This window comes from Streptomyces sp. NPDC048481, from assembly GCF_043200075.1.
Taxonomy (GTDB): domain Bacteria; phylum Actinomycetota; class Actinomycetes; order Streptomycetales; family Streptomycetaceae; genus Streptomyces.
Genome location: NZ_JBICXC010000014.1, coordinates 104703 through 129999, shown reverse-complemented (window position 1 = coordinate 129999; position 25297 = coordinate 104703). Strand labels below are relative to the sequence as shown.

The following is a 25297-nucleotide window of genomic DNA, read 5'->3' as shown; positions in this document are numbered from 1 at the left end:
AGATCCCGAGCGCGCGCGTCCGCAGCCGCTGCCGTGCGGGTCGCGGCGCCGCGGAAAAGACTTTGACGTGCCGTTCGCCGTTCCCCGAGGGTGAGGCCGACGTCCGGGCCGAGCGGCCCGGGCCGCCGTCCGGGCGGTGAGCGCGTCACCGGCGAGGGAGTCGTGGATGATCGTGGTGTCGGCCGCTTCGGGAGCCTTCGGCAGGCTGGTCGTCGACCGGCTGCTGGAAGGGAGTCCGGCCGTCCGGGTCGTGGCCGCCGTACGACGTCCCGACGGGGCCGCGGATCTGGCCGCTCGCCAGGTGGACGTCCGCCACGGCGACTACGACGATCCCGCGACCCTGCGCACCGCGTTCGCGGGAGCCGACCGGCTGCTGCTGATCTCCTCCCCCGAGCTGGACACCGCCCGCCGGACCGCCCAGCACCTGGCGGCCCTCGACGCGGCCGTGGCCGCCGGAGTCGGCTCGGTCGTCTACACCAGTTTCCTGGGCGCCGACACACAGGCCGAGGGGCTCACCGCGGCCCACCACGCCACCGAGCGCGCCCTGAGCACCTGCGGGCTGCCCTGCACGGTGCTGCGCCACCCGTTCTACACCGAGGCCTTCGTCCACCCCGGGCTGCACGCAGCCGTCGACGCGGGCGAACTGACCGACGGCACCGCGGGGCGCGGTCTCAACACCGCGCTGCGCGGCGATCTCGCCGAGGCCGCGGCCCGCGTCCTCACCGGTGACGGACACCTGGGCCGCTCCTACGACTTCACCGGAAGCCTGTGGAACCACCACGAACTGGCCCGGGCCCTCAGCAGGGTCCGCGGCGGGCCCGTCGTCCGGCGGGAGCGGGCCGGCCGCGCACCCGGGGCTCAGGGATGGCTGGAGGACCAGGTGCGGGCCGGCGCCCTGGAGCGGCAGACCGACGACCTCCGCAACGTCCTCGGCCGGCCGCCCGCGACCCTGGACGAGGCGGTCGCCGCGGTCCTCGCCCGCCCCTGACCGGTCCCCGCGCCCGTCCGGTCTTCGGGCGGAACACCGCCGTGACCTGCGCCTCTCCCCCGGCTCCGGACGGAAATTCACTGTCCTCGCCCTGTCCTCGCAGGTGAGAATCAGGGACCGGCAAGGGGAGGAACACCATGAGCCAGGACCACCTGACTCTTCACGAGCTGCTGCCGCGGCAGGAGTTGGCGGCGGCGCTCGACGCGGGGCACGTCACGCGCAGGACGCACCCGGAACTGCCGCTGTCCATCTACACGTACACGCGGACGTGCCAGTACGAGCAGGTGTGGAACCGGGTGACCACCCGTTGCCGCGGTCTGGTGGCCGACGACGCCACCGGCGAGATCGTCGCGCTGCCGCTGCCGAAGTTCTTCAACGTCGGTGAGCACGAGGCCGGCCGGCCCTACGCGCCCGGTCTGCCCGACGAGCCGTTCGAGGTGTACGACAAGGTCGACGGCAGCCTGGCCGTGGTCTTCCACTACGCCGGCCGGTGGCGCGTCGCGTCCAAGGGATCGTTCGTCAGCACGCAGGCCGCCTGGGCGCAGCGGCTGCTCGACGGCAAGGACACCTCCGCCCTCGTGCCCGGCGTGACCTACCTGGCCGAGATCGTGTACCCGCAGAACCGGATCGTCGTCGACTACGGCGAGCGTCGTGATCTGGTGCTGCTGGCGGCGTTCGCCGGGGACGGCGCGGAAGTCGCCCTGGCCGACGCCGCGCCGCACTGGCGGGGCATCGGGTCGGTCGTCACGGTGTGGCCCGCCATGCCGCTGGCGGAACTGCTGGCGCTGGCCGAGTCCAACCGGCTGCCCGGTGGCCGCGCCGCCACCGGCACCGAGGCCGAGGGCTTCGTGCTGCGGTTCGCCTCGGGAGTGCGCGCCAAGGCGAAGCTGGCGGAGTACGTCCGGCTGCACAAGGTCCTCACCGGTGTGAGCGAGCGGGACGTCTGGCGCGGTCACGGCGTGCAGCGGTTCTCCGGCCTGCCCGCCAGGCAGGTGGCCCAGGCGCTCGGCTGCTCGGCCGACGACATCGAAGCGTCCGGGGGGCGGCCCCTGGACGCGCTGCTGGAGCAGGTGCCCGACGAGTTCGACGCGTGGGTGCGCGCCGTCGTCGCGGGCATCGAGAAGCAGGTGGCGGACCGGGAACGGGCGATCGACGACGCGTTCCGGTCCCTGGCGCCGTTCGCCGGCGACCGGGGGGCGTTCGCGCGCGCCGTGCGGGCGCTGCCCGATCCGGCCCTGCGTCCCGCCATGTTCCTGCGCCTGGACGGACGCCCGACCGAACTGGTGACCTACCGTTCGGTGCGGCCGGAGGCGTCCGACCCGTTCCAGACCGACGAGGAGAACTGAAAGTGCCCGTAGTACACGTCATGACCGGCCTGCCGGCCTCGGGGAAGACGACCGAGGCGCGCAGGATGCAGGCCGAGGCCGGGGGGCGGCTGCGCCGCGTCAACCTCGACGACCTGCGGGCGATGCTCGACGTCCCCGCCGCCGGGCAAGGCCGCTCGTACGCGCACGAGCAGACCGTGCTGGCGATCCAGGACGCGGCGGTCCGGGCGGCCGTCGACGGCGGGTTCGACGTCGTGGTCGACAACACGCACATGACGCCGCACATCCCGAAGCGGCTGAAGGCGGCGGTGGCGGGACAGGCCACCTTCGTCGTGCACGACTTCACCGACGTCCCCGTGGAGGAGTGCATCCGGCGTGACGCCGAACGGGAGCGCCCGGTCGGCGAGGAGATCATCCGCATCCTCGCCGACAAGCACGCCGCGTCCCGGCGGGGCGGCTGGCGGCTCACCGCGGAGTGGTTCAACGACGAGCCCGCCGTCGAGCCGTACACGCCCGATCCGGCGCTCCCGTCGGCCGTCATGTGCGACATCGACGGCACGCTCGCCCTGCGGGGCGCCCGGGGCCCGTTCGACTTCACCCGCTGCGAGGAGGACCTGCTCAACGAGTCCGTGCGCCGGGCGCTGCGCTCCTTCCGCTCCGCGGACGGCGACGTCGTGGTGCTGCTCTCGGGTCGCGGTGAGGAGCACCGCGGCCGCACGGAGGCGTGGCTGGCGGCGCACGACGTCCCCTACGACGAGCTGTGGATGCGCGCCGCCGGCGACGGCCGCCGCGACGACGTGGTGAAGGCCGAGCTCTTCGACCGGCATGTGCGCCATCGCTTCGCCGTGCGCGTCTCCCTCGACGACCGCGACCGCGTCGTCGCCGTGTGGCGCCGGATGGGCCTGCCGACCTGGCAGGTCAACTACGGCAACTTCTGACGGGCCCGGGCCGGCGCGGCGGGCGCAGGGGCCGCCGCTCGTCGGCCGGCCGCGCGCCGGCCGCTGGTAAACTGGGGGCACGCTTCGACACCGCCGGGGCCCGTACCGAGGGGTACGGGCCCCGGCGTGTTCCGGGCGTCAGACCAGAAAGGCTCCCCATGAACGCGCAGCTGCCGGAACCCGGACTCCCGCAGACCGGCCGGGTCCGGCGGACGACGGCCCGGGACGACGATCCGTCCACGCCGGACGCGGTGTCACCCGGCCTGCCGCCCGCCGCGTCCTTCGACACGCTCGGGCTGCCCGCGGCGCTGGTGGAGACGATGACCGGCCTGGGGGTGACGGAGCCCTTCCCCGTCCAGGCGGCGACCCTGCCCAACGCGCTGGCCGGCCGTGACGTCCTGGGGCGGGCGCGGACCGGCTCGGGCAAGACGCTCGCCTTCGGTCTGGCGCTGCTCGTGCGGACGGCCGGCCTGCGCGCGGAGGCCAAGCGGCCCCTCGCGGTGGTCCTGGTGCCGACCCGGGAGCTCGCCCAGCAGGTCGGCGAGGCGCTGGCGCCGTACGCGCAGACGCTGAAGGTACGGACGGCGACGGTGGTCGGCGGTCTGTCCATCAACCGGCAGCAGGCCGAGCTGCGGGCCGGCGTCGAGGTGCTCATCGCCACCCCGGGGCGGCTGACCGACCTGGTCTCGCGCCGCGACTGCCTGCTGAACCAGGTGCGGATCACGGTCCTGGACGAGGCGGACCAGATGTGCGACCTGGGTTTCCTGCCGCAGGTCTCGGAGCTGCTCGAGCAGATTCCGGCCGACGGGCAGCGGCTGCTGTTCTCCGCGACGCTCGACCGCAACGTCGACCGACTGGTGCACGAGCACCTGCACGACCCGGTGGTCGTGTCGGTCGACCGGATCGCGGGCTCGGTCGCCACGATGGACCACCACGTCCTGAACGTCCACGCCGCCGACAAGTACGCCACCGCCACCGAGATCGCCGCGCGCGACGGCAGGGTGCTGATGTTCCTGGACACCAAGGCCGGCGTGGACCAGTTCACCCGCCAGCTGCGGGCGGCCGGCGTCCGCGCCGCCGCCCTGCACAGCGGGAAGTCGCAGCCGCAGCGCACGCACACCCTCGCCCGGTTCAAGGAGGGGGAGATCACGGTGCTGGTGGCCACGAACGTCGCGGCGCGGGGCATCCACATCGAGGCGCTCGACCTCGTCGTCAACGTCGACCCGCCGGCCGACGCCAAGGACTATCTGCACCGCGGCGGGCGCACGGCGCGCGCCGGCGAGTCCGGGCGGGTGGTCACCCTCGTCACCCCCGGCCAGCGGCGCGACGTGAACCGGATGATGTCCGAGGCCGGGATCCGGCCCACGGTCACGCAGGTGCGCTCCGGCGAGGAGAAGCTGACCGCCATCACCGGGGCGAAGCGGCCGCCGTCCGGGGTGAAGGCTGTCGGCGGCAACGCCCCCTTCCGCGGCCTCGGCACCCGTCCGGGCCGCCCCGCCAAGGAGTCCCGCAAGGCCGCGGAGGCCCGCAAGGCGGCGGAGGCCCGGGCCGCGGCGCGGGTGCGCAAGAGCCGCTGAGCACCGGACCGTCGGTCCTGCCCGTACTCCCCCCGTACGCCGCTCCCCCGTGCGGCCGCGGGCGGCGGCCCGCCGGTGCGAGGCCCGCGGGCGCTCCCCGCACACGGGTCGGCTGATGAAGGAGCCCGGCGCGCAGGCGCTCGCCGTCACCCAGGCGTGCGACTCGATGGTGTTGTCCATGAACGCGCCGTTGGTTTAGCGGTCCCGGCCGAGGGCGTCACCCGACTCGGGGTCGTTGCCGGGGGTAGCGACCGTGGCTGTTCCCATCGGCGTTGCAGAGCGGACGGGGGTGCTTTCGAGCCGTTGACGCCTTGGACGGTGCGTTCGTATGACGCCGGAACCGAACGGTTTTACCGGGTCGTCGGACTCATACGAACGTCGCGCGCGGGCCGTCTCTCGGACGAGCCCCCCGACTCGGACCGCCCCGATCCGGCCAAGTGCCGCCTCGCGCGAGAACGCGCGGGCCGCCGTGTCCGACCCGACGCCCGGCCCACGCGCGGGTGTGTCCGACTCGTCGCACCGGCCGGATCCGGCCAGCCGGCCCCGTGGCCGGCGTCCTGCCCCCGACGCCCGCCGATATCGTTGGCGCGCTCCGCGATGCGGGAACGGTACAGCGATCGGGGACTCATGCACGAGGTTCGTCTACTCGGTCCGGTCGAGGTGTGGGCGGGGGAACGGCGGGCCCCGCTCGGCGGGATCCGGCCACTGGCCGTGCTGTCCGCGCTCGTCGTCCACCTCGGTCAGGTGCTCTCCACCGAGCGGCTCGTGGACTTCGTCTGGGACGAGCAGGCTCCCGCGACCGCCGCCGCCCTGGTCGCCACCCATGTCTCCGCCGTGCGCCGTGCGCTGGCCCGCGTCGGCGCGGCCGACACGATCCGGACCAGGCCGCCCGGCTATCTCGCCGAACTCGCCCCGTCCCAGGTGGACGCCCGCCGGTTCGAGCGGCTCCTCACCGCGGGCCGGGCGTCGGCCGCGGGCGGCCGCCCGGAGGAGGCCGCCGAGCTGCTGGCCTCCGCGCTGGGCCTGTGGCGCGGGCAGGAGGCCCTCGAAGGCCTCGGCCAGTCGTTCGCGAGGATCGAGGCGGCACGGCTGGCGGAACTGCGCCTGGTCGCGCAGGAGGAATCGTTCGGCCTTCAGTTGCAACTCGGGCGGGCGGACCGGACGATCGCACCGCTTCTCGCGCACGTCGCCGCCCACCCCCTGCGGGAGGGGCCGCGCGGCCAGTTGATGACGGCGCTGTTCCGCACGGGCCGCGTCTCCGACGCGCTGCGCACGTACCAGGAGGGCCGCGAGGCCCTGCGCGACGAACTGGGCATCGACGCCGGCCCGGAGCTGCGGGCCCTGCACAAGGCGGTGCTGACCAACGACACCGCCCTGCTGGGCGCGGACGCCGGCCCGCCCTCCGTCCCGCGGCCCGCCGGGCCCCCGCGGGCGCGGGAGGCGGGCGACGAGGCCCCGGCGCCCGGGCGGACCGTGCGTCCGGGCGCTTCCGCACCCGCCCCCGCGCCCTCCCATCTCCCGCCCGACATCGCCGACTTCGTCGGCCGTACGGGCCAGATCCGGTGGGCGGAGGCGCTGTTGCGCGGTGTCGACGACGCCGAGCGCACCGCGCCGCCGATCGGCGTGATCTCCGGACGCTCCGGCACCGGCAAGACCGCGCTGGCCGTGCACGTGGGCCACCGCACCGCCGAACTCTTCCCCGACGGGCGGCTGTTCATAGACCTCCGGGCCGCCGACGCCGCTCCGCTCCAGCCGGCCGACGCCCTCACCCGACTGCTGCGGGCCATGGGCGCCGACCCCAAGACGCTGCCCGGCTCCATCGAGGAGCTGACGGGCCTGTACCGCACGCAGGTCGGGCACCGGCGCATCCTGCTGATCCTCGACAACGCTGCCGGCGAGGCGCACGTGCGACCGCTGCTGCCGCCGGGCCCCGGCTCGGCGGTGCTCGTGACCAGCCGCCGCCGCCTGGTGGCCCTGGAGGGCGCGGCCCACCTGGACCTGACCGTGCCGGACGACGAGGAGTCGCTGGAACTCCTGCGGCAGGTCGCGGGCCGGGAGCGGACCGGCGCGCAACCGGAGCGGGCGGCCGAGATCGTCGCGCTGTGCGGGCGGCTGCCGCTGGCCGTGCGCATCGCCGGTGCCCGGCTGGCCGCCCGCCCGCACTGGGCGCCGGCGCAGCTGGCCGGGCGGCTGCGCGACGAACGGCGCCGGCTCAACGAACTGCGCGCCGGGGACCTGGAGTTGCGCACCAGCCTGGAGCTGGGCTACGCCGACCTCGACCCGCAGGAGCGCCGGGCCCTGCGCCGTCTCGCCCTGCTGGACCTGCCCGACTTCGCGGGCTGGATAGCCGCTCCCCTGCTGGACATCGGCACCGAGGACGCCGAGGAGGCGGTGGAGCGGCTCGTGGACTGCCACTTCATCGACGTCATCGGCGTGGACGACACGGGCCGCAACCGCTACCGCATCCACGACCTGGCCCGCGAACACGCCCGCGAGCGCTGCCTGTCCGAGGAGAGCGCCGAGCAGCGCGAGGCGGCCGTGCTGCGGCTCGTGGGCTGCTGGCTGGGGCTCGCCAGGAAGGCGGCGGCGCGCGGACCGGGCGGCGCCGTCAGGTACTTCCCGCGGCCCGCGACCGTGCACCCCCTGGGCCCGGAGGCCGAGGAGTCGCTGCTGGAGCGGCCCGCGGCCTGGTTCGCCGCCGAACAGGCCTCGCTGCTGGCGGCGGTGGAGTACTGCGCCGGCCACCGACTGGACCGGCCCGCCCGGGACCTGGCCGGGGCGCTGATCGCCAGTTCGGCCGCGCTCTACAACCAGTTCGACGCCTGGTCGCGCTCGCACGCCGCGGCCATCGCGGCGGTGCGCCGCAGCGAGGACGGCGAGGGCGAGGCCTGGCTGCTCAACGGGCTGGGACAACTCTGCTACGAGCAGGACGAGTTCGAGGACTCGTACGCCCGGTTCAGTGAAGCGCTGCGGTTGTTCGAGGAGCGCGGCGGACCGGCGCAGGGGGCCGCGGTGGCGCTGGCGGGGATGGGCACGGCCCGGCGCGAGCAGGCCCGGTACACCGAGGCGCTCGAACTGCTCGACGCGGCCCTCCACCGGTACGGCCCGGACGCGGAGCGCGGCGCACGGGCCCGCGTGCTGTACGGCATCGGGTACGTGTACCGGGAGCAGGGCCACGGCCCCCGGGCCCGGGAGGCGCTGACCCGGGCGCTGGAGCTGTACCGCGCGCAGGCGGACCGGCACGGCGAGGCGCTCACCCTGCGCTCGCTCGCCCTGTGCCACCGGGCGGAGGGCGAACTGGAGCAGGCCGAACGGCTGCTGCACGACGCGCTGGCGATCTTCACCGGGCTGCGCGACACGTTCGGTGTGATGTACGCGGAGCAGTCGCTGGCCAAGGTGGAACTGCGGCAGGGCCGGCTGGCGGAGGCGGCGGACCGGCTGGGCCGGTGCCTGGACGTGGCGCGCGAGCGGCAGGACCGGTTCGGCGAGGCGCTGGTGCTGCGCACCTTGGGGGAACGGCACCTGGCGGCGGGTGAACCCGAGCGCGCCCGGGAGCCGTTGGAGCGGGCGCTCGCGGGCTGGGAGGCGCTGCGGCTGCCGCTGTGGCGGGCGCGCACGGCCTGGGACCTGGCGCGGGTGTGGGAGGCGGACGGCGACGAGGACCGGGCGCGGGCCGCACGGGCCGAGGCGCTCACGGTCTTCCGCGAGCTGGACTGCCGCGAAGCACGCGAACGGACCCCCGACGCGGACTGAGGCGCGGCGCGTGGGCGATCCGGCGACGGGGGGCCGGGGCGAACGGCGTGAGCGGGTTGGTGGCGAGGCGGGTGAACGTTCCGGTGACGCAGTCCGAGGCGAACGGCGTGAGCGGGCCGAAACGCGACGCGGGAACGATCCGGTGACGCGCACCGAGGCGAACGGCATGCGTCGGCCGAGGCGTCGGGGGCGCCGGTCGGCTGCGTGGGCCGGGGTGGGGCCGCCGGGTCGGGGCTGGGCACGGTACCGTCCGGCCGGCGGCCCGGTCGCGCTGCAAAAGGCCTGGCCGGCTGCTTGCAGGCAACCTGCAGAGCATTTGCAGCGGCCCGCGGGACTCTTCTCCCGTGACAGACATCATCACGCTCTCGGACCCGCGGGTCGCCGGGGTCGCCCAGGACGAGTGCGGTGAGCCGCTCGTCGACCTGCGCGGCAGCGCCGGCGCCGGCCTGCGGCTCGACCGCCGCCAGGCCGACGACCAGGGCAGTTACGCCCATCTGCGGTCGGGCGTGCTGCGGCGGCTAGTGCGGGCCCAGCGGCTGCTGCCGGCCGGGGTGCGGTTCCTGGTGGTCGAGGGATACCGGCCGCCGGAGCTCCAGCGGCGCTACTTCGAGCAGTACGCGGCGACGATGCGCCGGGCGCATTCCGGCGCGTCGGACGAGCGGATACGGGAGCTGGCGAGCGCCTACATTTCCCCTCCGGAGGTCGCACCGCACGTCAGCGGCGGAGCGGTCGACCTGACGCTGTGCGACCGGGACGGCCGTGAACTGCCGCTGGGCACGGAGGTCAACGCGACCCCGGAGGAGAGCGCGGGAGCCTGTCGCACCGCAGCGCCCGGCATCACCGCCGAGGCGCGTGCCAACCGGTCGCTGATGGCCCGGGCGCTGACGTCGTCCGGGTTCGTCAACTACCCCACCGAATGGTGGCACTGGTCCTACGGCGACCGGTACTGGGCACTGCTCGCCGACGCCCCGGCCGCCCGCTACGGACCGGCCGCCCCGCCCCGCCCGACGGCCTGACCACCGCGGGCACGGTGCGGCACCGACACATCTGAACGACGGGGAGAAGAAGTGGAGATCAGCAACGCGTCCTGTCCGCCGCCACCGCGCGCGGACGACGACGGGATGAGCCCGGACGAGTTCGACGCCTCCTTCACGGCCGACATGCCACGGCTGCGCAGGCGGCTCCTGGCGCTGACCGGCGATCCGCACGACGCCGACGACCTGCTCCAGGAGACGTACCTGCGGCTCTCCCGGCGGGCCCGCGCCCGGAGCCTGACCCAGCACCAGCATCCGTACGCCTACACGTGCGCAGTCGCGGCCAACCTGCTGCGCGACTCGTGGACCCGGCCCTCCCGGCGTGAACACACCACCGACCGGCTGCCCGAGTCCGGCTGGGACGGCGGACTCGGCGTCCACGAGGCCTGCGCGACGGCGCTCTCGCTGTTGAGCGTGCTGTCCGAGAAGGAGGCCGCCGCGGTCATCCTGGTGGATCTGGAGGGCCTCAGCCACGACACGGCCGCGCGGCGGCTCGGCGCGCACCGCGGCACGGTGCAGCGCAACCGCATGCGCGGCCTCGCCAAGATGCGCGCGGCACTCGTCCGCTGACCGCGCGCCCCCACCGCACTCGTCAACCCACGCCGTTCATGCAGCGGCCTCGTTGTCCACGGGCATCGATCGTTCTCGGGCCATGTGCCGCATCCCACGGGGGTGGGTGCGACACGCCCGTTCCTCTCCGCCGTCACCGCCCTCACCGGTGACGGCACGTCGACGAAGGAAGAGTTCCTTGAAGATCACCAGCACGCGCGGCCGGGCCGGCGGCGCGATCCTGGGCGCCTCGGTCCTGGCCCTCTCCGCATTCTTCTCCGCCCCGGCGCACGCCGCGCCCGCCGCCTCCTGCGGGGTCCTCGCGCCGGGGGCGACGGCCACCGCGCAGGCCGCCGTGGCCGCGGCCTGCTCCCAGATCGGCGTCTGGTACAGCTGGGGCGGCGGCCACGGCGCCACTCCGGGCGCCACCTACGGCTACTACGACGGCTCCGACCCCGACAGCGCGCACGACAACGAGCGCAAGGGCTTCGACTGCTCCGGTCTGATGCGCTACGCGTACTACCGGGCGACCGGCAAGGACCTGCTCAACGGCACGTCGAACGACCAGTTCCACAGCTCGCAGGCCTCGGCCCGGTTCTCCGCCGCCCAGGGGACCGCGCCGCTGCTGCCGGGCGACCTGATGTTCTGGGGCGCCGGGCACATCCACCACGTCGCCATGTACCTGGGCGGCGGGCAGATGGTCGAGGCGTACGAGTCGGGCACGCACATCCGCGTCGCGCCGGTCCGCACGGGCGGCGACTACGCCGGCGCCGTCCGGATCAACGGCTCCGGCACGCCGACCCCGCCGCCCGCGGACGGCGGCACGACCTTCGAGACCTGGGGCACGGGGGTGCGCACCCACTCCACGCCGAGTGTGCGCTCCTCGGTGGTGGACACCTTCCCCGGTCCGACCCAGGTGTCGGTGCAGTGCCAGGAGCACGCGGAGACGGTGTCCGCCGAGGGCTACACCAACGACGTCTGGTCGAAGCTGGCCGACGGCTCGTGGCTGACGAACATCTACATCAAGGGCCCGGCCGAGCTGCCCGGCGTCCCGGACTGCGGCGGCAGCAGCACCCCGCCGCCGTCCGGTGGCAGCAAGGCGCACCAAACCTGGGGCACCGGGGTGCGCACCCACGGCGAGCCGAACGTCAACGCCGCGGTCGTCGACTACTTCGCGCAGCCGACGACGGTCAACGTGGTGTGCCAGCGGCACGCCCAGGAGGTGACGGCGGAGGGCTACACCAACGACGCCTGGTCGAAGCTGACCGACGGTTCCTGGCTGACGAACATCTACATCAAGGGCCCGGCCTGGCTCTCCGACGTCCCCGCCTGCTGAGGTCGCGCGCTGCGCGGCGGACACCCCCGGCGCCGCGCCGCGGGCCGGAGGGCCGCAGGGCCGATCGGCCCAGGCGCGGCGCGCCTCGGACGTCCGGGCGGCCGCTCGTGAAGGATCGCCCAGGCGGCGCCCCGGGAGGGGCCCCGCCCCGGTAGCACCCGACCGTGTGAAGAGGCCCGCCATGCGAGTGTCCGCCGCCCCGCCTTCCGTCGACACCCCGCCTTTCGACGACTCCTTCGCCGGTCGCCTGCCCGGCGACCCGCGGTCGGCGTCCCCGTCGGGACGGTCCGTCGGGCGCGTCGGGGACGGCCGCGGCCCGCGGAGCGCGTCGTGAGCGCCGGCGGGGACGGGAACCCGGCGGGCGGCGGCCGGTACGGCGAGGCCGTCTTCCGTCCGGAGCAGGCGGGCGAGGGCGAGCGCATCGACTTCGGCGCGCTCGCCTACGACGACATCACCATGGCGCGGCTGCGGGCGCTCGGGGCCGGTCCGGGCTGGCGCTGCCTGGACGTGGGAGCGGGCACCGGCACGGTCTCCCGTCGGCTGCTGGAGGAGGCGGGGGTGGCGAACGTGCTCGCCGTGGACCGCGACACGCGCTTCCTCGACGCCCGGCCGACGCCCGGTCTCGACGTGCTGGAGGCCGACATCACCGAACCGGCGTCCGTGCCGGGCCGGTTCTCCCTCGTCCACGCCCGCTTCGTGCTGATGCACCTGCCCGCGCGCGACCGCGTGCTCGGCACGCTGGCCGAACTCGTGGCGCCCGGAGGCCTGCTGGTGCTCAGCGACGCCGTCGACCTGACGAGCGGCCTGACGCCGGGCACGCCGTACAGCACGGCGATGCGGGCGATGTGGCAGGGACTGCGGGCCACCATCGGCACCGACGTGTCCTGGGTGCCGTCGTACCCGCGGCTGCTGCGCGGGGCGGGACTGGTCTCCGTCGCCGCCGAGATCCATGTGCCGCCGCTGACGCCGGGCAGTCCCCTCAGCCGCTTCTGGGCGGACACCTGGGAGCGCGGCAGGACGGCGATGACCTCCACGGGGCTGCTCGACGACGCCGGCGTCGACGCGGCGATCCGGTACCTGGACTCCGAGGACTGCGCGGCGCTGTCGGCCGGCATGCTCACCGCCTGGGGCCGCAGACCGGACGAGAGCCCGTAAGGGGCGGTGAGCGCGGGGGCGGGCCCGCGGCTTCGGCGCGCCGCGCCCCGTCACCTGTGCGTGGGGGCGTCGGGCTTCGGCTTCGGCTTGATAGGCAAGTCGTCGCTTGCCTATCCTGGGTGCCATGGCGGAGGACGTCTTCAAGGCCCTGGCCGACCCCACCCGTCGGCGCATCCTCGACGAGCTGGTGGAGCGGGACGGCCAGACGCTGTTCGAGATCTGCGCGCGCCTGGTCACCCGGCACGGCATCGGGCTGTCCCGCCAGGCGATCAGCCAGCACCTCGCCGTCCTGGAGTCGGCGGGCCTGGTGGTGTCCCGGCGCGAGGGCCGCTACAAGTTCCATGATCTGCACACCGAACCCCTTGAGCGCATCGCGGCCCGGTGGCTCAGGCCCGACCCACGGGAGAGCACTCCATGAGGATCCACCTTTCCAGCGTGTTCGTCGACGACCAGGAGACGGCGCTGCGTTTCTACACGGACGTGCTGGGCTTCGTGAAGAAGCACGACGTCCCCCTCGGCGAGCACCGGTGGCTCACCGTGGTCTCGCCGGAGGACCCCGACGGCACGGAGCTGCTCCTCGAACCCTCCGGTCACCCGGCGGTGGGCCCGTACAAGTCGGCGCTGGTCGAGGACGGCATCCCCGCCACCTCCTTCGCCGTGGACGACGTGCGCGCGGAGTTCGACCGGCTGCGCGGACTCGGGGTGCGCTTCACCCAGGAGCCGCTGGAGATGGGCCCGGTCACCACAGCTGTGCTGGACGACACCTGCGGCAACCTGATCCAGCTGGTGCACAGCGCGTAGCCGCCGACGGCCGGAGTCCCGGCCCCACAAACTCACAGAGTCACGGGGAGGACGCCGGCAGGGCGCCGGCGGCCTCGCCGAGGAAGGCGAGGGCGCGGGGGAAGTCGTACAGCTGGTCGGCCAGGACGCTCAGCCCGAGGGCCAGACTGCGCGCCGGCACGCCGCGGGCGGCCAGGACGTCCGCGGTCCAGGTGACGAACGTGGTGAACAGGGCGGCGTCGTCGGCGTAGAGGGCGGCGGCGAGGAAATCCACGATGTGGGCGAGGTCCTCGGCGGTGCGTTCCCGCTGGGCGTCGCTGTAGGAGCGCATGGCCGGCCGGCGTTCGTCCAGCGCGACGAGGGCGCGGCGGACCAGCTCGGCGCGGCTGTTCCTGACGAGGGTGTACTCCTGGTCGGCCAGGTGGGGAAGGTCGTCGACCTGCTCCCGCCGGCTCGTCCGGGGCGCGGTCAGCCCTTCGGCGAGACGGTCGGCCGCGGTGCGGGCGTCCGGGGCCCATTCGTCGGCCTGGATGAGGCGGGCGTAGCGGCCGCCCGGTCCGAACGCGGCGCCGCCGACCATGACGGGGACGCCGAGGGACTGCACGGCGGTCACCGCTTTGTGCGCGGCGGGCAGATGCGTGGGAATGGACGCCGACAGCAGCACGGCGACGGGATTGGTCTGATGGACGTGCGCGACCAGATGCTGCGTGGGGGTGTGGGCGCCCAGGAAGTCGACCTGCCACCCGCGGCGGACGAGGACCTCGGCCAGCAGCCGGGCGGGAAGGGCGTGCCACTCGCCGTCGACGCAGGCCACCGTCACCCGTCCACGCGTGCCGGGTCCGCCGGCCGCGGCGCGGCGGTGGGCGAGCGCGGCGACGACCCGGTCGGTGATGGCGCTGGCCGCGTGCTCCTCGGCCACGCTGGTCCGGCCGGCGGCCCATTCGACCCCGACCCGGTGCTGCACGCGCGCGACGACGTCGAGCAGGAGCGTCTCCTCGTCCGCTCCCGCGTCGGCCGCCGCGCACACGGTCCGCACCGCCGCCTGCTCGTCCCGGCCGGTCACGGCGGCCCACAGCGCGTCCGCGAGGGTCTCGGCGTCGGTGCAGCGGACGGTCTCGGCCGTCATCGCGCCTCCCGGCGGCGGGGCTCGTGGCCGTCGACGACGCCCGGCGCGCCGTGACCGCCCATGGGGTTGGTGATCGCCAGGGTCGCCAGGTCGTCGTGGCGGCCTCCGCCCAGCCATTGCGCCACCAGCATCTGCACGCGTTCCACGACCGCCTCGGCCGGCATCCGCGCGCACTCGCGCAGCGCTTCCTGCAGGCGGGCCTCGCCGTAGAGCCGGTCGCCGAGGGGGCCGCCGCGGGCCTCGGTGATCCCGTCCGTGTAGAGCAGGCACGTCTCCCCCGGCGCCAGGACGACGTCGGCGCTGCGCACGGTGACGCGGGGCAGCGCGCCCACCAGCGTGCCGCCGGTGTCGGCCTCCTCCACCCGGCCGTCGGCGCGGATGATCAGCGGCGGCAGATGGCCGGCGCTGGTCAGCCGCAGTTCCACGAGCCCTGCCCGGCGGCGGACGGATGCCAGCACGAGTGTCGCGAACCGGGTCTGGTGGGCGTGGAGCAGCGCGTCGTTGAGCAGGCCGAGGACGCGCCGGTGGTCGTCCGCGAGCGGCAGGAGCGCCTGGAGCACCGTGCGGATCTTCCCGGTCAGCACGGCGGCTTCCAGTCCCTTGCCGGCCACGTCGCCCAGGACGACGAAGGTCTCCCCGGCGGGGTCGGCGGGCGGATGGACGTCGTAGAAGTCGCCGCCGACGCGTTCGTGGTCCTGCGAGGCGCGGAAGGCCCCCGCGTACTCCACGCCGTGGACCCGCTCCAGTCGCGGCGGCAGCAGCTCACGCAGCAGCGTGGCCGTGATCGACGTCTGCTCGGCGTAGAGGCGGGCCGCCGAGAGGGCCGCGCCGGCCCGCGCCGCGAACAGCCGGGCGAAGACCTCCTCGCCGTCGGTGAACACGCGCCGCGTGCCGGACCGCAGCAGGATCAGCACGCCGGCCGGCACCCCGTGTCCGGGCAGCGGAGTGACGATCACCGATCCGATCGGCCCGTCGAAGCCGGGCGGGATCACCCAGTCGGGCAGGACGTCCGGGTCGATCCAGCGGGCGGGAACCGGCGGGAACCCCTGGAGCGCCTCGGCGAGCCCGGGGACCGTTGCGGCGTCGATGTGCGCCACGGTCTGGGTGGCGGGGCCGCCCGCCCGCGCGTGCGTCAGGGAGTGGCGGTGGCCTGCGGAGGGGGCGACGATGAGGGCCGCGTCGGCCAGGTGGTCGGCGGCCATCCGCGCCGTCACCTCCGTGCAGCGGTCCACGTTCAGCGACGACAGCAGGGCGCCGGAGACCTCCGCCAGCAGCGCCGTGCGTTCGCGTTCGCCGCGCAGCGCCCGCTCGGCGTCGCGCAGTGCGGTGTCCTCCAGCAGCCACCAGACGACGGTGCCGTCCTCGCCGGGCGAGGGGTGCGCCGCGAAGGTGCGGCGCCCCACCGCGCCCGAGACGGCGCGCGCGGCCGGGTCGGCCGGTGCGGAGCGTGTGAGGTGGTCGTGGGCCTGCGTGAGCCAGAGGGGCAGGCCGTTCGCCGCGGCATCGCCCGCGGGCGGTTCGGCGAGGAGCGCCCGGGCCGCGTCGTTCGCCTCGACGACGCTCCCCTCGCCGTCCAGGACGACCACGGGAAAGGGAGCGTGGCTCCATGCTGCGCCGACGCCGTCGTGCGGGCGCTCGGAGGTACCCGGAGAAGAAATCACAAGCGGGGGAACGCGTAGCGCACCCCACCACCTCTCTGTCATGCGAAAAAATTGCCGTTCGGCAACCATCCCTCATCCGTCGGCCCCGTGCAATGTCGGGCCGGGATCCATCCGGCGCCCCCGCATCGGCCCCGGCGGCGGGTGCCGCATGCGGAAGCCCGCGGGCCGCGGGCCGGGACCGGCGCCCGGCGACGGATCAGGGTGAGGAGGTGGACACGGTCGAGCCCGTCGGGTCCGGGGAGCCGTCCTGGGCGCGCAGTTCGTCGTTGATGCGCTGGGCCTCTTCGAGCTGGTCCTCGAGGATGACGATGCGGCAGGCAGCCTCGATCGGGGTGCCCTGGTCGACGAGTTCGCGGGCGCGGCCCGCCACCCGCAACTGATAGCGGGAGTAGCGGCGGTGGCCGCCTTCGGAACGCAGGGGGGTGATCAGGCGGTGTTCGCCGAGAGCACGGAGGAAGGCGGGGGTGGTGCCGAGCATCTCGGCGGCCCGGCCCATGGTGTAGGCGGGATAGTCGTCGTCATCGAGAGGGGCGACGGAGGGGGTACTGCGAGGGGGCATAGACCTCTTCTTCCGCAAGACGCGTCGGGGGGCCCGGGCGCCATGCCGGCACCCGGGCCCCGAGCCTTCAACACCATCTGCCGGCTGACTGCGCCGGAATTCTGTTCCGCAGGGTGCACCCGGAGAGGTGCGGCTGCGGGGATCGCGGATGCGTGACCGGGGACCACCTTCCAATCGGGGCCTGCGGTACCCGGGCGGACTGCTTCCTCGCCCGGGCGATCCTGATGGCGTGCGCTCCTTACCTTCGGTTACTCGGTTGCACTGCTGGATACCGCGGGTACTGCTCACGGCCCGGGAGGGGCCGCTTTCTGCTGGATCTGCTTGCGCGGAGGCCTCGCGCCGACCGCGCCGTCTTCCTTCGACTTTTCTGGTACGTCAGAAACTCTAGCCCTGCAGCGAGCCCATGTCTACTCCGGCCACTACAGATTTTCTCCGGGTGGATCGACCGTCCGGGGCTCCTACGCCACCCTACCGAGGCCCGTCAACCACCCCCCGCGCACCCGACCGACACCCGGCGGGAGCCGCGCCGTTGACACATGAGGCTAATGCGATTAGCTTTTGGCTAACGATATTAGCCAACCAACCAGGGGAAGCCATGACCGAGTACCTGGCCGTCGACGGCGGCACCATCGCGTACGAGGTGACGGGGTCCGGACCGCTCGTCGTGCTCGCCCACGGCATGGGCGACAGCCGCGCCGCCTACCGTGCCGTCGTCCCCGCGCTCGTCGCGGCGGGTTACCGGGTCGCCGCCGTCGACCTGCGCGGCTGCGGCGAGTCGAGCGTCGACTGGCCGGACTGGAGCCGCACCGCCATCGCGGGCGATCTGCTCGCCGTCGTCCGCCGGCTGGGCGGCCCTGCCGTCCTCGTCGGCCATTCGGTGTCCGGTGGCGCCGCCACCATCGCCGCGGCGACGGAGCCCTCCCTGATCACCGGCGTCGTCGAGCTGGCGCCTTTCACCCGCAAGCAGTCGCCGCGCCTCGGCGACCTGCGGGTCAGGCGCTTCCGGCAGGGGATGCTGCGGCTGGCCGGCGCCGGCCTTTTCGGCAGCGTGCCGCTGTGGCGCTCGTACCTCGACCTGGCCTACCCCGGCGTCCGGCCGGCCGACTGGACCGAGCGGCTCGGCCTCATCGAGTCCCGGCTGCGCGAGCCGGGCCGGATGAAGGCCATGCAGGCCATGGGCCGCAGCGCCCCCACCGACGCCGGCGCCCGGCTCGGCGACGTCCGCTGCCCGGTACTGGTCGTGATGGGCACGCTCGACCCCGACTGGGCCGACCCGCAAGCCGAGGGCGCGGCGGTCGTCGAGGCGCTGCCGTCCGGCCTCGGCCGCCTCGAGATGATCGAGGGCGCGGGGCACTACCCGCACGACCAGTTCCCCGACCGGGTGGCCTCCCTGGTGCTCGCCTTCCTGCGGTCGGAGGCCGCCCGTGCCTAGGGCGGGCCTGGACCCGGCCGCCGTGGTCGCGGCCGGCGCGGACCTGGCCGACGAGACGGGCTTCGACCGGCTGACGATGGGGCTGCTGGCCGAACGGCTCGGCGTTCGCACCCCCTCCCTGTACAAGCACGTCGGCGGCCAGGAGGACCTCAACCGCCGCATCGCGGCCCTGGCGCTGGGGGAGGCCGCGGACGCCGTCGGCGTCGCGGTGCAGGGACGTGCGGGCCGTGACGCGCTCGCGGCCGCGGCCCGTGCCTTCCGCGCCTTCGTCGTGGAGCACCCCGGCCGGTACGCCGCCACCATCGGCATGGAACCGTCCGGTCCGGACGACCCGCTGGCCGCCGGGAGCGCGCGGCTGCTGGAGGCGTTCACGGCCGTCCTGCGCGGCTACGAGATCGCGGAGTCCGACGTGGACCACGCCCTGCGCTTGCTGCGCAGCCTCTTCCACGGCTTCGCCACCTTGCAGGCGGCGGGCGGCTTCCAGTGGAAGGCCGACGTCGACGAGAGTTTCGAGTGGCTCATCGCCTTCGCCGACCGGGGTCTGCGCGCCGGCTGAGCCCACGCCGTCGCCGTGTCGCGGGCCGAACCCCACGGGGTTCCACCCGCGCACGGCGGACGGGCCGCAAGTAGGCTGCACCTCCAACCGGCTCGACGGGGGACGGAGCACATGACGGCGGAGACGGCACAGCGGTGGGGGTCGGCCCTCGACGAGGTCGTGGTGTACGCGCAGGGGGCGCTCTGCCGACGGCTGGCCCGCGGCAGCGTCCCGCCGGACGGCCGTGTGCGGGTGACGGGACTGCCGCGCTCGATGGACCCGGGATCGCTGCGGGCCCGCGTCACCGGCGTCCGCGCGGCCCGCGTCGTCGAGGCACGCGTGGAGGTCGAGGCCGAATCCCTCGACGAGGCGGCGTCCGACGCGCTGCGACGCGAGGTGGAGCGACGGCGCGACGAGTGGGCGGCGGCCCAGGGCCGCCGGGACCGGCAACTGGGTCTGATCGAGGAGATCGGCGCCGTACGCCCGGTACCCCCGGCCCGCCGACGCGAGGACCCGCACCGCCGCACCCCGGTGGACGCGTGGCTGGGCCTCGCCGACTTCGTCGACGAGCGGCTGACCGCGCTGCACGCCCGTCTCGTCGAACTGGAGCAGGACCTCGAAGTCGCCGAGCACGCGTTCATGGTCGCCTCCGACCGGCTCGACCGCGCCTCCACCGACGCGCCGTCCTCGCCTGTGCTGACGACGGTCTCGGCGGTCCTGACCTTCGACGTCAGCGCCGGACCGGCCGCGGCGGAGGCGGCGGAGGCGGCGGAGCCGTCGGGAGCCCGGGACGACAGCGAGGTCGAGGTGGAGATCGAGTACGCGGTGCCGGGCGCCGTGTGGGCTCCGGCCTACCGTCTCACCCACCGTCACGGCGAGGACGGCGGCCGTCTGGTGCTGCGGGCCTCCGTCGCGCAGCGCACCGGCGAGGACTGGAAGGGCGTGCGCATCGCCCTGGCCACCGCCGACCTGCGGCGTCGCACCGACCTGCCCCGGCTGCGCTCGATGCGGATCGGACGCCGTCAGCCCTCCCCCGCGCCGTCCGGCTGGCGCGAGCCGCCGACCGGCTTGGCCGACCTGTTCGCCGGATACGACGCGACCGGCCCCCGCCCCTACGGCGCCGGCGCCCCCCTGGCCGTCGGAGGGACGGCCAAGGGACGGACCCCGGCGTTCGCCGCGGGCCCCGGCGAGGACTCGGGGGGCTACGGCGAGACCGGCGGTCACGCAGATACCGGGGGTTACGGGGAGGCCGCGGTCTACGGCGCTCCGCCGCCCCCGCCGTTTCCCGTCGGCGGCCGGCCGCAGGCCTACGGCGCCGCTCCCGCCGCCCCGGCCGCTGCCTCCGGGCCGCCCGGCGGGGCGCGCCAGCGGTCCGGCGGCATGATGCCGCCGCCCCCCGCCGCCATGGCCCCCATGGCCTCGGCCCGCCCGATGACGCCACGGTCCCCCGCGCCCGCCGCGCCCGGGTCAGCGCCGGCCGCGCCTTCGCCGGCGGCAGGTCCGCCGCAGCCCAGCGGCGCCGAGCTGGACTACCCGGCGCTCGTCCTGAGCGGCCCCGACGAGCAGGGCGGCCGGCGGGGCCGGCTGTTCCCCGACGTCCCGTACGACCCGGTGGCGGCCGAGTACCGCCGCCGTGCCGAGGCGGTGGCCGCGCTGCCGCTGCCCGGTCACGCGGTGCCTCCCCGCGTGTCCGCCGGGTCCTTCGACCACCGCTTCGACGCCGTCGCCCGCGCCGACATCCCCTCGGACGGCGCCTGGCACACCGTCACCGTCGGCGAGGTCCCCGTCGGCCTGCGCACGGAGTACGTCTGCGTGCCGTCCGTCGAGCAGACGGTGTACGGCACGCTGGTGCTGTCGCACACCACCGGCCAGGCCCTGCTGGCCGGCCCGGTGGAGGTCGTCGTCGGCGACGACTTCGCGCTGACCGCCGCGCTGCCCACCCTCGCGCCCGGCGGAGTCTGCCGGGTGGGGCTCGGCCCGGCGGAGGGCATCACCGTCACCCGCCGCACCACGATGCACGAGTCGACGTCGGGACTGCGCAACTCCACCACGGTGCTCGATCACCGCGTCCACGTGGAACTGGCCAACCGTCTCGCCGGGCCGGTCACCGTGGAGGTCCGCGAGCGCGTCCCCGTGACGTCCGACGCGGACGTGCGCGTCGAGGAGCGGGCCGGCTGGTCGGCGCCCCGCGACGACGCCGGCACGGAGCAGCACGCCCCCGGCACCCGCGTCCGGCGGGTGGAGCTGCCCGCCGGCGGGACCACCGCCCTCGACGGCGGCTACGAGATCCGCATCCCGACCGCCAAGGCCCTGGCCGGCGGCAACCGCAGGAGCTGACACCACCCATGTCCACGGCACCGCAGCCGATTCCGCTCCCCGTCACCGCCGTCACCTGCCTGGAGGACCGCGCCCACGTCGAACGCACCGCCCGGCTCGTCCTGGAGGCCGGGGTCCAGCGCCTGCGTCTGGGGCCGGTCAGCGCGCTGGCCGTCGACCGAACGCTGCACGCCGAACTGACCGCGTCCGGCCCGGCGACCGTGCTCGACGTGCGGATCGTGCGCACGTGGCAGCCGCGCGGCCCCCTGCCGGCCGACGAGGACTCGGCGCCGCACCGCCGGATGAGGTTCCTGGAAGCGGAGCTGGAGGCCCTGAGCCGGCGGCGCGACCGGCTGCGGACGCGTCTGGACGTGCTCGGCCGTCTCGCCGCGGACCTGCTGCGGGAGATCGGCGAGGGCGCGGGCTTCGGGGAGAGCGACGGCCCGCGCTGGCATCGCGAACTCGACCGGGTGGACGCCGAACGCGACTCCCACGGCGAGCGACTGCGCGCCGTGGAGGCCGAGTCGGCGACTCTGGAGGCCGAACTGGGCGAACTCCGGCGGGCCGTGGACCTCGCCGGGGAGGAGCCTGCCGAACTGATCGGCCACGTCGAGCTGACCGTCGAGGCCGCGTCCGCCGGTCCGGCCGGGCTGCGGCTCAGCCACCTCACTCCGTGCGCGCTGTGGCGGCCCGCGTACCGGGCCGTGCTCGACGGCGACGCCCTCACGCTGGAGACCGACGCGATGGTGTGGCAACGTACCGGCGAGGACTGGTCGGACGTCCGGCTGACGCTGTCGACGGCGCGTTCCGCGCTGGCGGCCGAGCCTCCCCGGCTCGGCGAGGACCGGCTGACGCTCCAGGACCGCTCCTCGGCGGAACGCCGCACGGTCGACGTGGAAGTGCGCGAGGAGGACGTCGCGGACCTGGGCCCGGCCCCGGTGCTCGGCCTGCCGGGGGTGGACGACGGCGGCGAGGTCCGGGTGCTGCACGCCCCCGCGCCGGTCTCCGTGCCGGCCGACGGACGCGCCCACCGGGTGCCGCTGTCGGCCTTCACCACGACCGCGGGCACCGAGTACGCCTGCGCGCCCGAGCTGTCCCCGCTGGTCACCCAGGTGGTGAGATTCGACAACCGGTCGGGCCACGCGCTCCTCGCCGGGCCGGTCGACCTGGTCCGCCGCAGCGGGTACAGCGGCCGCGGCGCGCTGGAGTTCACCGCCCCGGGGGCCGCCGCGGAACTCGCCTTCGGCAGTCGCGACGACCACCGGGTGGTCCGGCGGGCCGAGGAGGTCCGCGACACCTCGACGATCACCCAGCGGACCCTCGTCACCCGCACCGTGCGCCTGCATCTGTCCCGGTTCTCCACCCCCGGCGAGCACGGCGACCAGACGGTCGTCCTGCGCGAGCGGATCCCGGTGTCGGAGGTCTCGGCGGTGCAGACGCGGGTGCGGGAGGACGCCTGCTCACCGGTTCCCGACGAGGTCGACGCCGACGGAATCGCCCGCTGGAACGTCGTCCTGCCGCCGGGCGGTCGGCGCACGGTCACGCTGGTGTACGAGCTGTCGGCGAGCGCCAAGGTCACCGGGCTCTGATCCCGTGGGGCCGGCGACCGCCCGCGCCTCACGCGCACACGGTCGCCGGCCCCCGGGGCGAGCGGGATGACGGGCGGCCGTCGGCCGCCGACGCCCTGGCCGAATTCCCGATCGGCGCACGGGACTTGACGACGCCTGCCGGAGAGGGCCACCTTGTAGCGCACCCGTAAGGAAACTTTCCTAACAGAAGGGTTCCCCCACAGTGCGCTCTCGAACACTGACCCTCACGGCGGCCGTCGGCGCCGCCCTCCTCGCCGGCGCCGCTCTCCCCGCGCACGCGTCCGGATCCGCCTCGGGCTCCGGCCGAAGCGCCGCGGCCCCCGCGTCGGCGCAGGAGGGCTCGGTCAGCGCGGCCGACCTCCTCGCCAAGGTGACGTCCTGCTCGCAGATATCCAGCGGCAAGTACCGGACGGACGACGAGACCTCGGCCACCGTGCCGGTGTGCGGCAAGAACGGCGCGGTCTTCTGGAAGGCCGACATGGACGTCGACTGCGACGGCCGGCGCACGTCCCGGTGCAACGAGGACACCGACCCCTGGTACCAGGACGACACCGCCTTCCACCAGTCGGACGGCAAACCGCTGCGCGCCGACACCCTGCCCTATGTCGTCGTGCCGAGTTCCAGCTCGATCTGGAACTACGGCTCGGCCGGCATCAAGGGCGGCGGCGTGGTGGCCGTCGTCTACCAGGGCAAGGTCGAGTACGCGGTCGTCGGCGACACCGGACCCACGAACATCATCGGCGAGGCCTCGTACGCGACGGCGGCGGCGCTCGGCATCGATCCGGACCCGGAGAACGGCGGCACGGACTCCGGCGTCACCTACATCCTGTTCAAGAACTCCCGGGTGTCCCCCATCGAGAGCCACAGCGCGGCGGTGACCGTCGGCGACCGGCTGGCCCGGACGTTCCTGAGCGAGAACTAGCGCGTCAGCGGCCGCGGGGCGCGTACATGATGACGGCCATGCCGGCGAGGCAGACCAGCGTCCCGGTCACGTCCCAGCGATCCGGGCGGTAGCCGTCGGCGATCATGCCCCAGGCGATCGACCCCGCGACGAAGATCCCGCCGTAGGCGGCGAGAACGCGTCCGAAGTGGTCGTCGGACTGGAGGGTGGCGACGGCGCCGTACAGACCCAGCGCGACCACGCCGGCGCCGATCCACGCCCAGCCCTTGTGCTCGCGGACGCCCTGCCACATCATCCAGGCGCCGCCGATCTCGAACAGGGCGGCGACGACGAACAGGGACACGGAACGCACGACGGTCATGGTGGCCGAGGCTACCGGCGGCGCCGGGCGGCGAACCGGACCGGGTCACGTGACACCGGTTCGGGTGCCGGCGCCGCCGGGCCGGTGTCATCGGCCGGCGGCCGCCGTCACCGTCGTGGGATCCACTCCGGTCAGCTCCACCACGCGGTGCGGCGGCACGCCCGCGGCCAGCGCCCGCCCGATCAGGCCGTCCCTGCCGTCGGCGCAGTCCCGGTAGGCGAGGAGTTCCTCCTCGACCTTCGCGAGCGCCGCCGGGGCCCCGTGACGGCGCACCCGGGACAGCTCCTCCTCGCTCAGCGGGACCGGCAGGCGCTCCGCGCCCTCCGGGACGGCTCCCCGCTCCTCCGGCGGAAGCAGCCGCAGGAGCGGGGAGGCCGCCGAGCTGCCCTGCGCCGCCAGCCAGGCCCGCACGGCGGGGGTGTCCATGCAGGCGAGGTCGCCGACGGCGGCCGGAGAGACGCCGAGCGCCGTGGTCGCGTCGTCGAGCAGGAACAGGTAGGCGTCGTCGGTCATGCTCACTCCTTCTGCGGGGAGAGCGGCCGCGTCGGGGGGGGACGGCCGGTCGACGTCCCTTTACCCCACCGCGGCGGAATCACGTGCCGGCACGGGACCCGGACAGGTGACGTCCGCGCCCTCTCGGGGTTCCCCCCGGGAGAGGGACAGGTCCGCTGTGTCCCGGTTGGTCTTCGCCGGGCCGGGCACTTGGCAGTGGACCGGTTCCCTGTCCTGGAGGTGTGGCGTGGCGGTACGGCATCGTCTGATCAAGGTGAGTCCGCAGACCGTGTGGGACGTCCTCTCGGACGGCAACCTCTACGCGGAGTGGGTGGTGGGGACGGCGTCCTCCGAGCCCGTGCGGGGACAGTGGCCGCAGGTCGGCGCGGCGATCGGTTTCGAGGTGCGCCTCGGCCCGCTCCGGCTGACGAACGAGACCGTCGTCCGGCACTGCGTGGAGGGTTCCGAACTGGAACTGGAGGCGCACGCGGGCGCGCTGGGCACCGCGCGGATCGCCATCGAGCTGCGGCCCTGGGGCGAATACTGCCTGGTCATCGTCGACGAACATCCGTTGCAGGGCGCGGGCGGGCGATTCCACAACGCCGGCACCGAGGCGCTGATCCAGCTGCGGCACCGCGCGATGCTGGCCCGGCTCGACGACGTCTGCCGGAAGCAGGACCGCTCCGCGCGGCCGGACCGCTCCCGGCAGCACAGCGCGGCCGCCCGCTGACCCGCCCGGCCGCTCCCCGCCGAGGGGCAGGTCGCCTGGCCGGCATGCGTCCGCGGGGGCGAGGGCGGTCCGCCGTCCAAGGCCTCCCGAGGAGCGGCGGGCCCGTACAGTGAAAGGGCGGTTCCTCCGCCTTCGCCCCGGTCAGACACCCTGCGACCCC

At 74.8% G+C, this 25297-nt stretch carries 22 protein-coding genes; 17 read left to right on the top strand and 5 right to left on the bottom strand.

The features are described from left to right. The first annotated feature begins 166 nt into the window (after positions 1-166). The 11 genes from ACGFSH_RS31595 (at position 167) to ACGFSH_RS31545 (ending at position 13456) form a co-directional block, all read left to right on the top strand. Positions 167-988 (top strand): NAD(P)H-binding protein, encoded by an 822-nt coding sequence (locus ACGFSH_RS31595; RefSeq protein WP_393354500.1) that lies wholly within the window; start codon positions 167-169, stop codon positions 986-988. A 137-nt stretch (positions 989-1125) separates the two neighbouring features. Continuing rightward, a complete protein-coding gene (locus tag ACGFSH_RS31590; RefSeq protein ID WP_393354498.1) occupies positions 1126-2334 on the top strand; it encodes an RNA ligase in 1209 nt (402 codons plus the stop codon). Between the two features lie 2 nt (positions 2335-2336). Beyond that, the gene (locus ACGFSH_RS31585) at positions 2337-3251 is read left to right on the top strand and encodes an AAA family ATPase (RefSeq protein ID WP_393354496.1); all 915 of its coding nucleotides are present in this window, start codon (positions 2337-2339) and stop codon (positions 3249-3251) included. Between the two features lie 158 nt (positions 3252-3409). Beyond that, the gene (locus ACGFSH_RS31580) at positions 3410-4828 is read left to right on the top strand and encodes a DEAD/DEAH box helicase (protein WP_393354494.1); all 1419 of its coding nucleotides are present in this window, start codon (positions 3410-3412) and stop codon (positions 4826-4828) included. A gap of 627 nt (positions 4829-5455) precedes the next feature. After that, entirely contained in the window at positions 5456-8581 is a 3126-nt protein-coding gene (locus tag ACGFSH_RS31575; RefSeq protein ID WP_393354492.1) for a BTAD domain-containing putative transcriptional regulator, read from the top strand. A gap of 344 nt (positions 8582-8925) precedes the next feature. Continuing rightward, a complete protein-coding gene (locus ACGFSH_RS31570) occupies positions 8926-9597 on the top strand; it encodes a M15 family metallopeptidase (protein ID WP_393354490.1) in 672 nt (223 codons plus the stop codon). A gap of 105 nt (positions 9598-9702) precedes the next feature. Beyond that, positions 9703-10185: an RNA polymerase sigma factor gene (locus ACGFSH_RS31565; RefSeq protein ID WP_393354665.1), complete on the top strand. Its 483-nt coding sequence runs from the start codon at positions 9703-9705 to the stop codon at positions 10183-10185. A gap of 178 nt (positions 10186-10363) precedes the next feature. After that, positions 10364-11500: a C40 family peptidase gene (locus ACGFSH_RS31560; protein ID WP_393354488.1), complete on the top strand. Its 1137-nt coding sequence runs from the start codon at positions 10364-10366 to the stop codon at positions 11498-11500. A 330-nt stretch (positions 11501-11830) separates the two neighbouring features. Continuing rightward, entirely contained in the window at positions 11831-12655 is an 825-nt protein-coding gene (locus ACGFSH_RS31555; protein WP_393354486.1) for a class I SAM-dependent methyltransferase, read from the top strand. Positions 12656-12779: 124 nt separating this feature from the next. Beyond that, positions 12780-13073, top strand: coding sequence for an ArsR/SmtB family transcription factor (locus tag ACGFSH_RS31550; RefSeq protein WP_393354484.1), 294 nt, complete (start codon positions 12780-12782; stop codon positions 13071-13073). After that, positions 13070-13456: a VOC family protein gene (locus ACGFSH_RS31545; protein WP_393354482.1), complete on the top strand. Its 387-nt coding sequence runs from the start codon at positions 13070-13072 to the stop codon at positions 13454-13456. The genes ACGFSH_RS31550 and ACGFSH_RS31545 overlap by 4 nt, the downstream gene beginning before the upstream one ends. A gap of 40 nt (positions 13457-13496) precedes the next feature. On the opposite strand, the gene ACGFSH_RS31540 is transcribed toward ACGFSH_RS31545, so the two are convergent. The 3 genes from ACGFSH_RS31540 to ACGFSH_RS31530 form a co-directional block, all read right to left on the bottom strand. Continuing rightward, entirely contained in the window at positions 13497-14561 is a 1065-nt protein-coding gene (locus tag ACGFSH_RS31540) for a B12-binding domain-containing protein (protein ID WP_393354480.1), read from the bottom strand. Next, entirely contained in the window at positions 14558-16264 is a 1707-nt protein-coding gene (locus tag ACGFSH_RS31535; RefSeq protein ID WP_393354663.1) for a SpoIIE family protein phosphatase, read from the bottom strand. The genes ACGFSH_RS31540 and ACGFSH_RS31535 overlap by 4 nt, the downstream gene beginning before the upstream one ends. 154 nt (positions 16265-16418) lie before the next feature. After that, a complete protein-coding gene (locus ACGFSH_RS31530; RefSeq protein WP_393354478.1) occupies positions 16419-16781 on the bottom strand; it encodes a MerR family transcriptional regulator in 363 nt (120 codons plus the stop codon). Between the two features lie 595 nt (positions 16782-17376). On the opposite strand from ACGFSH_RS31530, the gene ACGFSH_RS31525 reads away from it, so the two are divergent. The 5 genes from ACGFSH_RS31525 (at position 17377) to ACGFSH_RS31505 (ending at position 23575) form a co-directional block, all read left to right on the top strand. Beyond that, a complete protein-coding gene (locus ACGFSH_RS31525; protein ID WP_393354476.1) occupies positions 17377-18213 on the top strand; it encodes an alpha/beta fold hydrolase in 837 nt (278 codons plus the stop codon). Between the two features lie 22 nt (positions 18214-18235). Next, the gene (locus ACGFSH_RS31520) at positions 18236-18769 is read left to right on the top strand and encodes a TetR/AcrR family transcriptional regulator (RefSeq protein WP_393354661.1); all 534 of its coding nucleotides are present in this window, start codon (positions 18236-18238) and stop codon (positions 18767-18769) included. A 111-nt stretch (positions 18770-18880) separates the two neighbouring features. Beyond that, a complete protein-coding gene (locus tag ACGFSH_RS31515; RefSeq protein ID WP_393354474.1) occupies positions 18881-21085 on the top strand; it encodes a DUF4139 domain-containing protein in 2205 nt (734 codons plus the stop codon). A gap of 8 nt (positions 21086-21093) precedes the next feature. Beyond that, complete coding sequence (locus ACGFSH_RS31510; RefSeq protein ID WP_393354472.1) at positions 21094-22653, top strand: mucoidy inhibitor MuiA family protein; 1560 nt, start codon at positions 21094-21096, stop codon at positions 22651-22653. Between the two features lie 202 nt (positions 22654-22855). Continuing rightward, positions 22856-23575, top strand: coding sequence for a glycoside hydrolase family 75 protein (locus ACGFSH_RS31505; RefSeq protein WP_393354470.1), 720 nt, complete (start codon positions 22856-22858; stop codon positions 23573-23575). 4 nt (positions 23576-23579) lie between these two features. Here ACGFSH_RS31505 and ACGFSH_RS31500 read toward each other — a convergent pair whose 3' ends face one another. Together ACGFSH_RS31500 and ACGFSH_RS31495 are read right to left on the bottom strand one after the other, a co-directional pair. After that, entirely contained in the window at positions 23580-23915 is a 336-nt protein-coding gene (locus ACGFSH_RS31500; protein ID WP_393354468.1) for a YnfA family protein, read from the bottom strand. Positions 23916-24002: 87 nt separating this feature from the next. Next, a complete protein-coding gene (locus ACGFSH_RS31495; RefSeq protein WP_393354466.1) occupies positions 24003-24428 on the bottom strand; it encodes a DUF6003 family protein in 426 nt (141 codons plus the stop codon). A 226-nt stretch (positions 24429-24654) separates the two neighbouring features. On the opposite strand from ACGFSH_RS31495, the gene ACGFSH_RS31490 reads away from it, so the two are divergent. Next, positions 24655-25137: an SRPBCC family protein gene (locus ACGFSH_RS31490; protein WP_393354464.1), complete on the top strand. Its 483-nt coding sequence runs from the start codon at positions 24655-24657 to the stop codon at positions 25135-25137. The last annotated feature ends 160 nt before the right edge of the window (positions 25138-25297 follow it).

Bases quoted from the DNA above. Each gene is read 5' to 3' on its own strand.
- ACGFSH_RS31595 (WP_393354500.1), top strand. From the start codon at position 167: ATGATCGTGGTGTCGGCCGCTTCGGGAGCCTTCGGCAGGCTGGTCGTC.
- ACGFSH_RS31590 (WP_393354498.1), top strand. From the start codon at position 1,126: ATGAGCCAGGACCACCTGACTCTTCACGAGCTGCTGCCGCGGCAGGAG.
- ACGFSH_RS31580 (WP_393354494.1), top strand. From the start codon at position 3,410: ATGAACGCGCAGCTGCCGGAACCCGGACTCCCGCAGACCGGCCGGGTC.
- ACGFSH_RS31575 (WP_393354492.1), top strand. From the start codon at position 5,456: ATGCACGAGGTTCGTCTACTCGGTCCGGTCGAGGTGTGGGCGGGGGAA.
- ACGFSH_RS31565 (WP_393354665.1), top strand. From the start codon at position 9,703: ATGAGCCCGGACGAGTTCGACGCCTCCTTCACGGCCGACATGCCACGG.
- ACGFSH_RS31550 (WP_393354484.1), top strand. From the start codon at position 12,780: ATGGCGGAGGACGTCTTCAAGGCCCTGGCCGACCCCACCCGTCGGCGC.
- ACGFSH_RS31545 (WP_393354482.1), top strand. From the start codon at position 13,070: ATGAGGATCCACCTTTCCAGCGTGTTCGTCGACGACCAGGAGACGGCG.
- ACGFSH_RS31540 (WP_393354480.1), bottom strand. From the start codon at position 14,561: ATGACGGCCGAGACCGTCCGCTGCACCGACGCCGAGACCCTCGCGGAC.
- ACGFSH_RS31535 (WP_393354663.1), bottom strand. From the start codon at position 16,264: ATGACAGAGAGGTGGTGGGGTGCGCTACGCGTTCCCCCGCTTGTGATT.
- ACGFSH_RS31530 (WP_393354478.1), bottom strand. From the start codon at position 16,781: ATGCCCCCTCGCAGTACCCCCTCCGTCGCCCCTCTCGATGACGACGAC.
- ACGFSH_RS31525 (WP_393354476.1), top strand. From the start codon at position 17,377: ATGACCGAGTACCTGGCCGTCGACGGCGGCACCATCGCGTACGAGGTG.
- ACGFSH_RS31515 (WP_393354474.1), top strand. From the start codon at position 18,881: ATGACGGCGGAGACGGCACAGCGGTGGGGGTCGGCCCTCGACGAGGTC.
- ACGFSH_RS31510 (WP_393354472.1), top strand. From the start codon at position 21,094: ATGTCCACGGCACCGCAGCCGATTCCGCTCCCCGTCACCGCCGTCACC.
- ACGFSH_RS31500 (WP_393354468.1), bottom strand. From the start codon at position 23,915: ATGACCGTCGTGCGTTCCGTGTCCCTGTTCGTCGTCGCCGCCCTGTTC.
- ACGFSH_RS31495 (WP_393354466.1), bottom strand. From the start codon at position 24,428: ATGACCGACGACGCCTACCTGTTCCTGCTCGACGACGCGACCACGGCG.